The sequence below is a fragment of the Stenotrophomonas maltophilia genome (assembly GCF_003970865.1).
Taxonomy (GTDB): Bacteria; Pseudomonadota; Gammaproteobacteria; order Xanthomonadales; family Xanthomonadaceae; genus Stenotrophomonas; species Stenotrophomonas maltophilia_AR.
Genome location: NZ_RXLZ01000022.1, coordinates 1 through 12694, shown reverse-complemented (window position 1 = coordinate 12694; position 12694 = coordinate 1). Strand labels below are relative to the sequence as shown.

The 12694-nt window shown below is 68.0% G+C and carries 15 protein-coding genes; 7 read left to right on the top strand and 8 right to left on the bottom strand.

The genetic code is table 11. The features are described 5' to 3' along the window. Nucleotides 1–82: 82 nt before the first annotated feature. Genes EKL94_RS09255 through EKL94_RS09245 form a run of 3 tightly spaced genes read right to left on the bottom strand, consistent with a single transcriptional unit; the run spans nucleotide 83 to nucleotide 2212 of the window. Nucleotides 83–454 carry a VOC family protein gene (locus EKL94_RS09255; RefSeq protein ID WP_126928860.1) on the bottom strand — a complete coding sequence of 124 codons (372 nt, stop codon included), beginning with the start codon at nucleotides 452–454 and terminating at the stop codon, nucleotides 83–85. Between the two features lie 22 nt (nucleotides 455–476). Continuing rightward, complete coding sequence (locus EKL94_RS09250) at nucleotides 477–1115, bottom strand: response regulator transcription factor (protein ID WP_126928859.1); 639 nt, start codon at nucleotides 1113–1115, stop codon at nucleotides 477–479. Further along, entirely contained in the window at nucleotides 1112–2212 is a 1101-nt protein-coding gene (locus EKL94_RS09245; RefSeq protein ID WP_126928858.1) for a sensor histidine kinase, read from the bottom strand. The genes EKL94_RS09250 and EKL94_RS09245 overlap by 4 nt, the downstream gene beginning before the upstream one ends. 156 nt (nucleotides 2213–2368) lie before the next feature. Here EKL94_RS09245 and EKL94_RS09240 point away from each other — a divergent pair, with 156 nt between their 5' ends. From EKL94_RS09240 to EKL94_RS09230, 3 genes are all read left to right on the top strand, one after another. Further along, nucleotides 2369–2791: a DUF2141 domain-containing protein gene (locus tag EKL94_RS09240; protein WP_012481398.1), complete on the top strand. Its 423-nt coding sequence runs from the start codon at nucleotides 2369–2371 to the stop codon at nucleotides 2789–2791. Between the two features lie 25 nt (nucleotides 2792–2816). Beyond that, complete coding sequence (locus EKL94_RS09235) at nucleotides 2817–4340, top strand: carotenoid oxygenase family protein (protein ID WP_126928857.1); 1524 nt, start codon at nucleotides 2817–2819, stop codon at nucleotides 4338–4340. 62 nt (nucleotides 4341–4402) lie between these two features. Continuing rightward, nucleotides 4403–5119: an ABC transporter substrate-binding protein gene (locus EKL94_RS09230; RefSeq protein WP_126928856.1), complete on the top strand. Its 717-nt coding sequence runs from the start codon at nucleotides 4403–4405 to the stop codon at nucleotides 5117–5119. A 92-nt stretch (nucleotides 5120–5211) separates the two neighbouring features. On the opposite strand, the gene EKL94_RS09225 is transcribed toward EKL94_RS09230, so the two are convergent. Next, nucleotides 5212–6111 carry a LysR substrate-binding domain-containing protein gene (locus tag EKL94_RS09225; protein ID WP_126928855.1) on the bottom strand — a complete coding sequence of 300 codons (900 nt, stop codon included), beginning with the start codon at nucleotides 6109–6111 and terminating at the stop codon, nucleotides 5212–5214. A gap of 98 nt (nucleotides 6112–6209) precedes the next feature. Here EKL94_RS09225 and EKL94_RS09220 point away from each other — a divergent pair, with 98 nt between their 5' ends. Further along, complete coding sequence (locus EKL94_RS09220) at nucleotides 6210–6395, top strand: hypothetical protein (protein WP_126928854.1); 186 nt, start codon at nucleotides 6210–6212, stop codon at nucleotides 6393–6395. Here the strand turns inward: EKL94_RS09220 and EKL94_RS09215 are convergent. After that, nucleotides 6392–7939: an alkaline phosphatase gene (locus tag EKL94_RS09215; RefSeq protein ID WP_126928853.1), complete on the bottom strand. Its 1548-nt coding sequence runs from the start codon at nucleotides 7937–7939 to the stop codon at nucleotides 6392–6394. The genes EKL94_RS09220 and EKL94_RS09215 overlap by 4 nt on opposite strands. A gap of 121 nt (nucleotides 7940–8060) precedes the next feature. On the opposite strand from EKL94_RS09215, the gene EKL94_RS09210 reads away from it, so the two are divergent. Next, a complete protein-coding gene (locus EKL94_RS09210; RefSeq protein ID WP_126928852.1) occupies nucleotides 8061–8855 on the top strand; it encodes a D-alanyl-D-alanine carboxypeptidase family protein in 795 nt (264 codons plus the stop codon). Nucleotides 8856–8868: 13 nt separating this feature from the next. On the opposite strand, the gene EKL94_RS09205 is transcribed toward EKL94_RS09210, so the two are convergent. Both EKL94_RS09205 and EKL94_RS09200 read right to left on the bottom strand, forming a co-directional pair. After that, nucleotides 8869–9462, bottom strand: coding sequence for a TetR/AcrR family transcriptional regulator (locus EKL94_RS09205; RefSeq protein WP_126928851.1), 594 nt, complete (start codon nucleotides 9460–9462; stop codon nucleotides 8869–8871). 16 nt (nucleotides 9463–9478) lie between these two features. Beyond that, nucleotides 9479–10075: an NAD(P)H-dependent oxidoreductase gene (locus EKL94_RS09200; RefSeq protein ID WP_099605076.1), complete on the bottom strand. Its 597-nt coding sequence runs from the start codon at nucleotides 10073–10075 to the stop codon at nucleotides 9479–9481. A 126-nt stretch (nucleotides 10076–10201) separates the two neighbouring features. Here EKL94_RS09200 and EKL94_RS09195 point away from each other — a divergent pair, with 126 nt between their 5' ends. Beyond that, nucleotides 10202–10735: a hypothetical protein gene (locus EKL94_RS09195; protein ID WP_126928850.1), complete on the top strand. Its 534-nt coding sequence runs from the start codon at nucleotides 10202–10204 to the stop codon at nucleotides 10733–10735. A 74-nt stretch (nucleotides 10736–10809) separates the two neighbouring features. Here the strand turns inward: EKL94_RS09195 and EKL94_RS09190 are convergent, their stop codons facing one another. After that, nucleotides 10810–11637: an isocitrate lyase/PEP mutase family protein gene (locus tag EKL94_RS09190; RefSeq protein ID WP_126928849.1), complete on the bottom strand. Its 828-nt coding sequence runs from the start codon at nucleotides 11635–11637 to the stop codon at nucleotides 10810–10812. 166 nt (nucleotides 11638–11803) lie between these two features. Between EKL94_RS09190 and EKL94_RS09185 the strand changes: the two genes are divergently transcribed. Further along, complete coding sequence (locus EKL94_RS09185; RefSeq protein WP_126928848.1) at nucleotides 11804–12532, top strand: DOPA 4,5-dioxygenase family protein; 729 nt, start codon at nucleotides 11804–11806, stop codon at nucleotides 12530–12532. Nucleotides 12533–12694: the final 162 nt, after the last annotated feature.

Here is a 12694-nt window from a genome sequence, read left to right as displayed (position 1 = left end):
CCGACGGGTGCTTTTGTAGAGTCGAGCCATGCTCGACTGGCGCGTTCCCAGCGCCCCAGAAGCAGTCGAGCATGGCTCGACGCTACATGGACGCGCGCGCCTGCAACGCAATCCGGTTGCCTTCGCTGTCGCGGATCTCGGCCACACGCCAGTCACCCGCATCGGCGGGTCCGAAGCGTAGCTCAGCTCCGGCCTGCAGTGCACGCTCCAGGCTCGCATCCAGGTCATCGACGCCGATGTAGATGCGCGCACCCTGCTCGGAGGGCCGGTAGTCCGCGCCGTGCACCAGCGCAATGCTGGCACCGGCGGCCTCATCGGAGAACGGCAGGTAGGCCATCCGGCAGTCGTGCAGCACGATAGGTTCGTCCACCGCGACCTGCAGCCACCGCTGGTAGAACGTGATGGCACGGTCCAGGTCACTGGCCGGGATTTCCACATGCAGGATCGGGTTCACTGGCACTCCTTGCTCGGTCCACTCAGATGATGCGCAGGGTAATCGCCTTGAGCACCGCACGGGTGCGATCGCGGGTGCCCAGCTTGTCGAGTATGGCGGACACGTAGTTCTTCACCGTGCCTTCGGCCAGGAACAGGCTGCGTGCGATCTCCTTGTTGCTGTATCCCCCAGCCAACAGGCGCAGGATCGCCACTTCGCGTTCCCCGAAGGTATCGGTGGGCGGTGCTTCGTCGTGGAAGCGGTAACGGGCGCGCACCGGCTCGGTACTGACCGGCAGCAGCAGGGTCTCACCAGCGGCGACGCGCTCGATCGCTTCGCGCAGGTCTGCGGGTGCCGCATCCTTGAGCAGGAAGCCCTGTGCGCCGGCCTCGCTGGCACGCAGCAGCAGATCACTTTCATCAAAGGTGGTCAGCAGCAGCCACGGCGTGGCATCGCCGCGCGCGCGCAGCTGGCGCACTGCCTCGATGCCGTCCATCCCGGGCATGCGGATGTCACTGAGCACCACATCCACGCGCTGGGCGGCCAACGCGTCCAGCAGCGTCTGGCCCTCCTCGGCCTCCAGCACCACGTCCACGCCCAGGCCCTGCAGCAGCGCGCGCAGGCCGGCGCGGACCAGCGCCTGGTCATCGGCCAGCGCCACCCGGATCTTGGCGGCACTCATGCCGGCAACCGCGCGGTCAGATGCATGCCGCCCTGCGCGGTTCGCGCCAGCTCCAACCGCCCCTGTACGGCCGCCAGACGCTCGCGCATGCCGGCGATGCCATTGCCCTCGCGGATGCGTTCGGCGCGCTGGCCGTCATCGCGGATATCGATACGCAACTGGGAATCCTCTTCACTGATCATCAGCCACACGGTGTCTGCATTGCCGTGGCGGGCGGCGTTGGTCAGGGCTTCCTGCACCAGCCGCAGCACGGTCTCGGCCATCAACGGGTCTGCCACGCGCACCCCGTCGCCGATCTGCAGCTGCAGCTTCGGTCGTGGGAAGGGTGCGGCCAGCGCATGCAGTGCGGTGGCCAGATCGAGGCCGCGATCATCGCGCATCGATTGCACCACCTGGCGGATGTCGGCCAGCAACTCGCCGGACAACTGTTCCGCCAGCACCAGCCCTTCGCGACCGGCCAGCGCAGGGTCAGCGGCCAGGGCGCGCAGATTGAGCCGCATCGCGGTGAGCTTGTGCCCGGCCACATCGTGCAGTTCGCGCGCCAGGCGCAGGCGCTCGGCATCGCGTGCGCTGTCGGCCAGCAGCGCGCGGGTGGCCAGCAGGTCGGCGTTGACCCGGGCCAGGTCATCGCGGGCCAGCGCCGTGCTGCGGGCATAGTGTGCAGTCAACGCGGCGAAGGCCTGGAAGCCGCCATAGAGCAGCACCACCAGCAGCGGCTGGCTGAAGCCGCTGTGGCGCAGCGCGGCATACACCGCCAGGTTGGCCAGCAGCGCAACGCCCAGCACGAAGCGCGGCGGCCAGTGCTCGGCCAGCTGTGCGACCAGCACCACCAGCAGCACCGGAGCGGTTCCAGTACGCGGCTGCAGCGCAACCAGCACTACCGCCAGCAACGCCTGCAACACCGCCGCGACGGCGCGCACGCGGGATGGCACCGACGCCCAGCCGTGCACCACGAACAGCAGCAGGAACGCGGCAAGCAGCAGCAGGCTCAGCCCGGCACCGCTGCGCTGTACAGCGAACGACAGGCCCACCGCCAGCACGGTGACCAGGCCGGCAAGGCTGAGGGGACGCAACAGATGGCGGAACAGGCTGGGCATGGCCAGATGCTGACCGCCGCGCACGCCGGCGGCAATGGGTCCGGCGCAGAAAGTGACTTCTGGCACGTCGAATCGATGACCACTGGCCCTGAACCCAGTGCAGCGCCCCACGCAGACTGGCTCCACACCGCCACACACACTTCCGGAGCCACTGCCATGATCCGTACCGCCCTGCTCAGCACTGCCCTGACTGCCCTGGCCCTGGCCGGCAGTGCCCACGCCGCCGACCTGGCCGTGACCGTGCACGACGTCCGCGTGCAGACCGGCACCCTGCGCGTTGCGCTGGTCGACAGCGCTGCCGCCTGGGACGGCAAGGCCAGGCCCGTGCAGGCCCAGCAGGCGGCGCCCAGCGGCGACAGCGCCCACTTCACGTTCAAGGGCGTGCCGGCCGGCAGCTATGCCGTGCTGCTCACCCACGACGAGAACGACAACGGCAAGCTCGACACCAACCTGGTCGGCATGCCGGTGGAAGGCTACGGCTTCAGCAACAACCCGCAGGTGATGCGCAAGCCGACCTTCGACGAGGCGCGCGTCGACGTGCCGGCCGCTGGCACCGCCATCGACATCACCCTGCGCTGATTCCGCATCCAGACCCGAGGCCACCATGGACCGTCGCCGCTTCCTTCGTACCCTGCTCAGCAGCAGTGCCTGCCTGGCTCTGGGCGCCACCGCGCTGCGCAGCGCTCCCGCCTTCGCCGGCGACCCGGCGCGGTTCGCGCAGGGCATGCAGGAACACCCATGGCTGCTCGGCTGGCGCAGCGTCGGCAGCGAAAGCCTCGGCCCGGCCACCGTGCAGTTGCACGGAAAGCTGCCGTCAGGCCTGGCCGGTACGCTGTACCGCAACGGCCCGGCGTGGACCGAGCGCGATGGCTTCCGCTACGACCACTGGTTCGATGGCGACGGCATGGTGCATGGCTGGCGCTTCAATGGTGATGGCAGCCTGACCCATCACGGGCGCATGGTCGCCACGCCGAAATTCACCCGTGAACAGAAGGCCGGCCGCTTCCAGTATCCGGCTGCCGGCACCAGCGTTCCCGGTGCGCTGGCGGTACGCAACAACGATGATGCCAACGTGGCCAACACCTCGGTGACGATGATCAATGGCCGCCTGTTCGCCCTGTGCGAATCCGGTTCGGCGTTCGAAGTGGACCCCGATTCGCTGCAGACGCTTGGCCCGGTCACCTGGCGTCCGGACCTGGCGGCGCTGCCGTTCTCGGCGCACCCGCTGCGCGACCGCGACGGCAGCCTCTGGAACTTCGGCTCGATCAGCCTGATGGGGGGCCATGGCCTGCTGGTCTGGCACATTGGTGCGGACGGCCAGCTGCGCAGCGCCAATGTGATCGAAACACCCGAGCATGGCTACCTGCATGCCTTCGCGATGACCGACCAGCACCTGGTGTTCGTGATGATGCCGTTCGATTTCACCGGCACAGGTGGCAGCTTCTTCGAGCGCATGCAGTTCGCACCGCAGCGTCCTGTGCGCATCGCGGTGGTCGCCAAGGATGCGCCGGACAAGGCGCAATGGTTCGAGGCTCCATTCGCGGCGATCTACCACTTCGGCGACGCGTTCACCCGCGATGGCGGCATCGTGCTGCGCGCAGTACGCCATGACGACATCAACGAAGCACGCTCGCCGATGAAGGAAGCGATGGCCGGTGACGGCGCACATGCGGCCAACAGTGGCGCCAGCCTGGTCGAGCTGCATCTGGACCTGCGTCGTGGACAGGCCCGCTGGGAGACCTTGGGCATCAGCGCGGTGGAGTTCCCATTGTTCGACCCGCGCTCGACGAACACACGTGGCGCACGGCTGTATGCGCCGACCATCGACGGCACGGCCACTGCGCCGTACTTCAACGCCGTGGCCGCGTTCGACATCGCGCACGGGCGCCGCCAGCTGTGGAACTACGGGCCGGACATCATGGCCGAAGAGCATGTGTTCGTGCCGCGTCCGGGCAGCCGCAACGCCGATGACGGCTGGTTGATCGGCACCCTGCTCGATCCGGTGAACAAGCGCAGCGGCCTGGCCGTGCTGGATGCGCGCCATGTGGATGACGGCCCGCTGGCACAGGCCTGGCTGCCGTATGCGGTGCCACTGGGCTTCCACGGCACCTTTGCCGCGCGCGGCTGACTCCACGCCACGCGGACACCGTTGTTGGCATGCTGGGCCTCCCCTGCCCCGTGGAGTCCTGCATGTCCTTGGCCGACCATCGAAGTACGCTGGCACCGCACGGTTTCCTGCGCGTGGCGATCAACCTGGGCAACCCGGTGCTGGCACAGGGCGATGCGCGCTCACCGCGCGGCCCCTCACTGGAACTGGCTACCGCATTGGCGCAACGGATGGGGGTGCAGGCACGCTTCACATGCCACGAGGCCGCAGCCTCGGTGGTCGCCGCAGCAGGCGAAGACGGCTGGGATCTGGCCTTCCTGGCCATCGATCCGGCACGCGCCGACCGCATCGCCTTCAGTGCCCCGTATGTGGAGATCGAAGGCACCTATCTGGTACGCGAGAACAGCCCTGCGCAGCAGGTGGCCGACCTCGACCGCGAGGGGCTGCGCATCGCGGTGGGGCGTGGCGCGGCCTATGACCTGTTCCTGAGCCGTGAGCTGCGCCACGCCACGATCGAGCGGGCAGAGACCTCGGCGGCGGCCATCACCCTGTTCGATCAGCAGCGTCTGGATGCCGCGGCCGGTGTACGCCAGCCGCTGGACGCATGGGCGCAGACGCATCCCGGCCACCGCGTGCTGGCCGACCGTTTCACCGCGATCCAGCAGGCGGTGGCGGCACCGGCCTCACGCCCGGCCGATGCATTGCGGGCGTTGTTCGAGGAAGTGGAAGCGATCAAGGCCGGCCCGTTGCTGGGCGAAGCCTTCGCGCGTGCCGGGCAGGCGGTCACGCTGGTGCAGTGACTGTAGAGTCGAGCCATGCTCGACTGGCCATTCGCAGGAGCAGTCGAGCATGGCGCGACTCTACAGATGCGATGGTCGGGCTTGGCTCAACGCTACAGATGTGCGTCTGCCATGTGCCGCACGTGCTCGGCGGCCTGCGCATGCAGCCAGTCGCGGAACGCGAGGAAGCCACGATGGTGGGCCGAGCGCTGCGGGTACACCAGCCAATGCGGCCAGTCGGTCTTCAAGCGCTGGCTGGACAGTGCGACCAGCTGGCCGGAATCCAGCAGCAGCCGCGCCCGCGTCACCCGGCCGAGGGCCACGCCCACGCCATCCAGAGCCGCGCGATGGTGCGCCTCCGAATCATCCAGCACCGCCACGAAGCGCGACGGTGGGCTCTGCCCGCTCAACGCGAACCAGGCGCCCCATGCCCCGTCCGGATCACCCAGCAGCGGCCACCGGGCCAACGGCACACGGTCGACGCCTCCCATGCGTTCGATCAGTGCCGGGCTCGCCATCGGCACCAGCCACTCGTCGAACAGCGGTTCCACGACCAGGCCCGGCCATTGCCCGCTGCCCAGCCGCAGCGCGGCGTCGAACTGGCGCTGACGCTCGAAATCAATCAGGCGTTCGCTCGACTGCAGGTTGATCTCGATCTGTGGGTGCTCAGCCACGAAGTGCCCCAGGCGCGGCACCAGCCACGCCGACGCCATCGACGGCACCGCGCTGATCGTCAGCACGTGCTCGGCGCGTGCGGCATAGGGCTGGAAGGCTTCGTTGATCGCATCCAGGTGCGGCCCCACCTGGTCGAGCAGGCGCTGCCCCTCAAGGGTGAGGGTGACACCACGCGGCTGGCGGATCAGCAGCGGCTGCCCGAGCCGTTCTTCCAGCTGCCGCATCTGATGGCTGAGCGCGCTGACGGTCAGGTTCATCGACGCCGCCGCGCGCGACAGGTTGCCGAGCCGGGCGGCGGCCACGAAGCCTTGCAGGGCATGGAGCGGTGGGCGGGACATCAGGCTTGAATTCCTCTCAAGGCACGCTTGCGGAAATATCGCTTTTTGCCCGTCCATGCTGCCCGTATCGTGCAATCCACTCAAGTGGAGGCACGCTCATGAACATCTTCGGCGGCTTGTTGTTCCTGCAGGGCCACGTGGCCAGCGCCGAGCTGGCTCGCCAACTGGCCAGCCCGTCCCCGGCGCCGCCGCCCAGCAGCACCCCCGGTAGTGCCGGCCGCTGGCCGGCAACCTCGCCGGCCGGGCATCCCACAACTGCCGGTCAACGGCCGGCGCGCCCCTAACGCTGCAGCGCTTCCTGCACCGCTGCAGCCACGTCGGTGTTGTCGATGTAACTGCCGTCGTTCCAGCGCACGTGCTGACGGTAGCCGGCATCAACGCCCCGCACGCGCTTGCCCAGCAGCTCCGCGCCGGCGCCCTTGGCCCACAGCGGTACCAGCGCGTTGGAATGGTTGCCGGTGGGACGGAAGCTCATCCCCGGCATGCGTCCACGGCCGTTGTTGCGCACCGGCGCGAAGGCAACGTTCTGTGCATCCGGGCCCATCGGCATGCTGTTGTCGTGGTCGGTGGTGACGATCAACAGGTTGCGCTCCCAGCCACCGTTGCGCTCGATCCAGTCGACCACCGCCGTCACCGCGTCATTGAACTCCACGGTCTCTTCGATCAACCGGCCATACTGCGGCTGATCGCTGCACTGGCCGTAATGCCATTCGGTGCCGCAGGCACTGGTATGCGCCGCCCAGTCGGTGGCGCCGCCTTCCACCATCAGGAACAGCCCCTTGGACGAGCGCTGCTGCAGGAACTGCAGCGCGCCGCGGGTCATGGTCGCCAGATCGGGCACACTGTCGATCTTCCTCACTCCCGAAGGCGTGGCTGCATCCTTGCCCAGCACCTGCAGGTGGCGCGCCTGCTGCAGTGTGTTGGCCACGCGCGGTACACCGATCAGCGGCCGGTCGGCTGGCAACCGTCCCTGCGCCAGCGCGGCGAACGCTTCCTTGCTGCGGATCAGGCGCCACGGTCCCGCCGGATTGCCGCCGATGGTGCTGCCCGCTTCCAGCTGCTGCCAATCCTGCTGCGACACCCACTCCCATGGATTCGCGCAGCCCTCTGCCTTGGCGGCGTCCGTGCCTTCGTTGCAGGCGCGGCCGTCGACGCTGTAGCCCGGGCCTCCGGTGCCCATCACCAGGTCCATGTGGCCCTGCGCCAGCATCTGGTGCGCAATGGCGTGATAACTGTTGCGCGATTCGTTCTGCGCCGCGAATGCGGCGGGTGTGGCATGCGCGAACGGTACCGAAGTCACCACGCCGGTGGCCATGCCCAGGCGCTTGGCGCGCAGCGTATTGAACTCGACCGGCTGGCCATCGTTGTTGTAGTTGATGGCGTTGTTGTAGGTCTTGATGCCCGAGGACAACGCGGTGCCCGCCGCCGCACTGTCGGTAGCCACCGCGGCCAGGTACTGGTAGCCGGCAAACGGCAGGTCCTGCGCAGGAACCGGCGTGTCATCCCAGGCCTTGCCCGGGTCGTAGCCAAGCGTCTGCGCGTTGTCGCGGGTCGGCTGGCTGCTCGCGTTCAACGGGAAGGTGGTCACCGCCAGGCGCAGCGGGAAATCCGCATAGGGTGCACCTTCGCGGCTACCGTACTGCCAGTAGGCAGCGGCGTCCCAGGTACCCCAGCCGGCACCGTCGTTGATCATCACGATCACATTGAGCGGACCGGCTTCGACGGTGGAAACAGCCTCGGCGCGCAGGTTGGGCTGGCAGCCGCCAAGTGCGGCCAGCGCGAGCAGCAGCGAAGAATGAAGCCAGCGGCGTGGAATACGTGCAGTCATCGGATGTCCTGTCGGGCCATCGGCGGCCCATAATGACGATACGTTATATCGTTGCAATATTTCAGCTTCGTGCAGCCGCCGCACACTAACCTCCAGGGTCCCCACTGCCATCATCGTTTCCATGCCGTCTCCTGCTCCTGCGCGTGCACCGCTGTCGTCCATCACCCTCGATGCGGCAACCTTCGCGGTGATTCACCAGCACAACGCGGACATCGCCAGGCAACCGGCCTCGCTGACCAAGCTGATGACCGCCTACGCCGCTTACGAATGTGTCGAGGAGCGTGGACGCTCGTGGGGCGACGAAGTCACCATCGCCGCCGACGACGTGCATGCGGTCGCCGACGATGAAACGCGCATGGGCCTGGTGCCCGGCGAAACGGTCACGCTCGCGCGCCTGCTGGAAGGGTTGATGATCGTCTCCGGCAATGACGCGGCGCTGGCGGTCGCGCGCCACCTGGACGGATCGCAGCCTGCGTTCCTGGAGCGCATGAACCGGCACGCACGCCAGCTCGGCCTGCGCAGCACCTGGTTCGCCAGCGTCTCCGGCATCACCACGCCGCACCATGCGTCCAGCGCGCGCGACATGGCGGTGCTGGCCGCCTGCCTGTTGAACGATCATCCACAGATCCTGGCGGTCACCGCGCAGCGCGCGTTCGCGCACGGCAGCTTCAGCCGCAACAACCAGAATGCCCTGCTTGGCGATGACGGCGTGGATGGATTGAAGACCGGCTACACCCGGGCCGCAGGCTTCTGCCTGGCCGCCACCGCATGCCGGGCGGTACGCGGGCGGGACGAGCCGATACGCCTGATCACCGTGGTATTGGGTTCTGAAAGCCGCGACGCGCGCGACGCACTGGTACGCGATCAGCTGGCGGCAGGATTCGCCACGCTGGCCAGCAGTACTGCCGGGGCCTGACTCCCGAAGCGGCTCAGCGACGCTTTACCGTCGCCATGATCAGCCGCTGCAGCTCGGCCTCGGCGTTGGTCTTGTCCAGCGCGCCGGCGGCCACCCCCTCGGACAGGGTTTCAGCCGCACCAAGGATCGCCCAGCGTCCCGCCAACGGCACCGAGCCATCGATGGCGAACGGGCCCAGCCAGGCGTCGCAGTTGTCGATGAAATCCTGCTGATAGCGCCGCCGCACTTCGTGCAGTTCCGGCGCCCCCACCAGCGCGGCGAGGATGCCCTGCACTTCAGTACCCTGGCTGAGGATGCAGTCGATGTAGCCGGAGGCGATGGCCGCCGCACGGTCGGCCAGCTGCGCCCGGGCGCGGCCGATACGCTCGTGGAAAACCACCGTCTGGCGCCCGTCATAGTCATCGTAGAGCGCGGCCAGCAGGCCGTTACGGGTCACGAAGTGATCGTAGGCCACCGGCTTGGTCACGCCCGCCGCCTCGGCCAGCCGTCCCAGCGTCAACGCGTCGGTGCCTTCTTCGCCAACCAGCGCCCAGGCCACATCCAGCAACTGGCGGGCGCGTTGCTCACGGGTCAATCGGCGGCGCGTGGGAGCGGCGTTGGCAGGCATCGGCGGAACACGGCGATCAGCGCATCGGAGTGCCTATTTTACGGCCGATCGCCAGCGCGGTCTGCAGATGCGTTCCGGCCGCACCGGTATCGGCATCCAGCAGCAGGTCGGACGTCAGCACGCGTGCGCCACAGTAGTCGAAGATGCCCATGTCGATCTGCGTCTTCATCGCCGCGTCGTAGCCGCGTCGTTCGACCATCGCTGCATCGGCACCGCCCAGCCCCACCAGATGCACGTTCAGGCGCTGCAGCTTCTTCACCAGCTTGCCCTGCGCATCCTGTGCGTAGGCCCATTCGTTGGTGAAGACACGGTCGATCCAGCCCTTCAGCAGTGCCGGGAACGACCACCAGTACAACGGGAACACCAGCACCAGCGTATCGGTGGCCTCCAGCCGTGCGTGCTCGGCGGCGATGTCGGCCGGTACCGCGCCAGTGCTGCGGAACAAGGCCTGATCCTGGGCGTTGAAGCGCGGATCGAAACCTTCGGCCATCAGATCGGCGTAGGCCACGGTGTTGCGGGCGTCGGCGGCAGTGATGGCATCGCCGATGCGATGCGCCATCGCATGGGTCAGCGAACCGGGTTCAGGGTGGGCGATGACAATGAGGCTGTGCATGGGGGATCTCCAGAAATCAATACCTACCAATAGTAAGTAGTGATTCCCGGGATACCAGCGCCATCGATGGGACGCTGTTTTCGCGTCCACCGTATAGTGCGGCGCTGCCCTGTGAGACACCCGCCTATGCGCCGATACCTGCTTGTTCCCCTGTTGCTCCTGCTGCTGGCCGCGATGGCCCCGGCGGCGCTGGCCGGCGTACTCAGCGCCGACGAGTCGGCGGCCCTGCGCCAGGACGTGCAGGCGATGATGGGCGCATTCGCCCGCGGCGATGCCGAGCTGATCATCGCCCGCACCCATCCCAGCCTGAAGCGCCTGGCCGGGGGCGATGAGGCCTATGCGCGGATGACCCGCGACACCCTGAAAGAACTGCGCAAGGCCGGGGTCACCATCATCAGCGACGAGGCCGGCGTGCCGGGCCACACCTATGCAGCCGGTGATGAAGAAGTCTGCTTCGTGCCCCGCCAGTCGCTGCTGCGCGTACGCGAGGCGCCGATGCGCAGCACCTCGTTCATGCTCGCCGTGCGCCGCGTCGGCACAACCCAATGGAGTTTCATTGACGGTGCCGCGCTGCTGGACAACCCCGCGCTGCTGCGTCAACTGCTGCCGGCGCTGGAGCCTGGCGTAACGCTGCCCAAGGGTGGGATGGAAGCGCTGTAATCGCAGGCGCATCCATCCACGCATGGCGTGGATCTACTGCCGTCTGCTGGCCAGGGCCAGTGCCGGGGTTTCCGTCACCGGAACAAGGCGTTCAACGCCGCGCCCGACGCCGCCTGCTGCAGGCCATCGAAGCGTCCGTCCTGCACGATCGGCTGTGTAGCCTGCATCAGCCCGCCCCACGCGGCACGGGCCAGTGCGCCGCCCAGGCTGATCCGGCGTACGCCGAGTGCAGCAATGTCCTGCAGGCTCAGCGGTGTTGGTCCACCAACCAGCAGGTTCACCGGCTTCGCCCCTGCAGCGGCAACCACCGCGCTGATCTGCTCGCGCGTGCTGATGCCAGGTGCATACAGCACATCGGCACCAGCCTCTGCGTAGGCACGCAGGCGCTGCAGCGTGTCCTGCAGATCCGGCACGCCGACGAAGAAGTTCTCCGCACGCCCGACCAGCAGCACGTCGCCGCCCGCGCGGTCGATGGCTGCACGGGCAGCGCGCAGGCGCTCGACCGCCTGGTCGACCGGACGCAGCGGTGCATCGGCGACGCCGCTGGCATCCTCGATCGACAACGCCGCGATGCCGGTGTCGATCGCCGCAGCCACCGCCTCCTCCACCGCCTGCGGCGTGGCGCCGAAGCCATCACCGAAGTCGGCATTCAACGGCAACGGGGTCGCCGCCGTCATCAGGCGCAGATGCGCCAGCGTGGCCGGCAGCGATACCGCGCCGTCCGGCCGGCCCTCGCTCCAGGCACAGCCGGCACTGGTCGTGGCCAACGCCAGGAAGCCCTGCCGCTGCAGGTAGCGCGCACTGCCCACGTCCCACGGATTGGGCAGCACGAAGCAACCTTGCGCATGCAGCTGGCGGAATGCCGCGCGCATGCGCGGGGTGTCGGCATCGAGCGAGGTCATGGCGGGCTCCGGGGGCGGCAGACCTGCACCCTAGCCCGCCCAGAGGCCACGCTCAACGACGACGGAGCGAACCTGCATGAGGTGATGCCCCCTGCTTATTGGACGCTGTGGATGCGGGTGTCCGAGCGTGCTTGCCTGCCCACACAATGCCGCCACGGAGCCCTTCATGCACCCGGACCCGCAGACCCTCACCGACGCCGGCGATGATGACGCCCACTGGGCCGACCTGCTCTCGCCCGCACGGCGCCGCCTGATCGCTTCGGCGGGTCTGGCCGCCGGCGGCCTGGCCAGTGCCTCGACCGCCACCGCAGCACCCCGCAGCGACGGCGTGGTGAACACCACCGAGCCTGGCCGCCCCGGCTTCCGCGCCATCGTTCCGCCGGCGCCCGAGGGCCGCAGCCCCTGGGGCCAGGCCACCGCCAGCGAACCGACCCCGCGCCCGGCCAGCGTGCGCCCGGGTGAGGCCACGCTCCCCACCACCCCGCGCGCCTACACCGCCATCAAGAGCTATCACGCGCACATCTACTTCGACGAGGACAACTTCGAAAAGGCCGCGCTGCTGCGGCGCTGGGCCGCCGAGCGCTTCCCGGTGGAGCTGGGCAACTGGAACCTGGAGCCACGCGGACCGCACGTCACCCCGTCGTTCTATTTCGGCTTCACCAACGACCTGCTGCCTGTGCTGGTGCCCTGGCTGCAGCTCAACAGCCTGGGCCTGACCATCCTGATCCACCCCAACACCGGTGATGGCCGCGCCGACCATCTGTATTACGCGTTATGGGTGAACCGCGCGCAGCCGGTGAACGCCTACAACTGGCCGGCACCGAAGCCGGGGGAACGGGAGCCGCTGGAGGAAGTGTTCCCGAACGTGGTGCCGACGGTGCCGCTGGAGACGTGAGCGGCTGTGTGGCTGGCTCTTATACCAAACTGACGCGGCCGACCAACTTACGCTGTCGTGATGTGGGCGGCGCCGGCATTCTAATAATAAAGAACACGCAGCACTAGCACTCCCTCACCGACACGGAAGATTACACATGGTCACCACAAGCTACTTGACAAG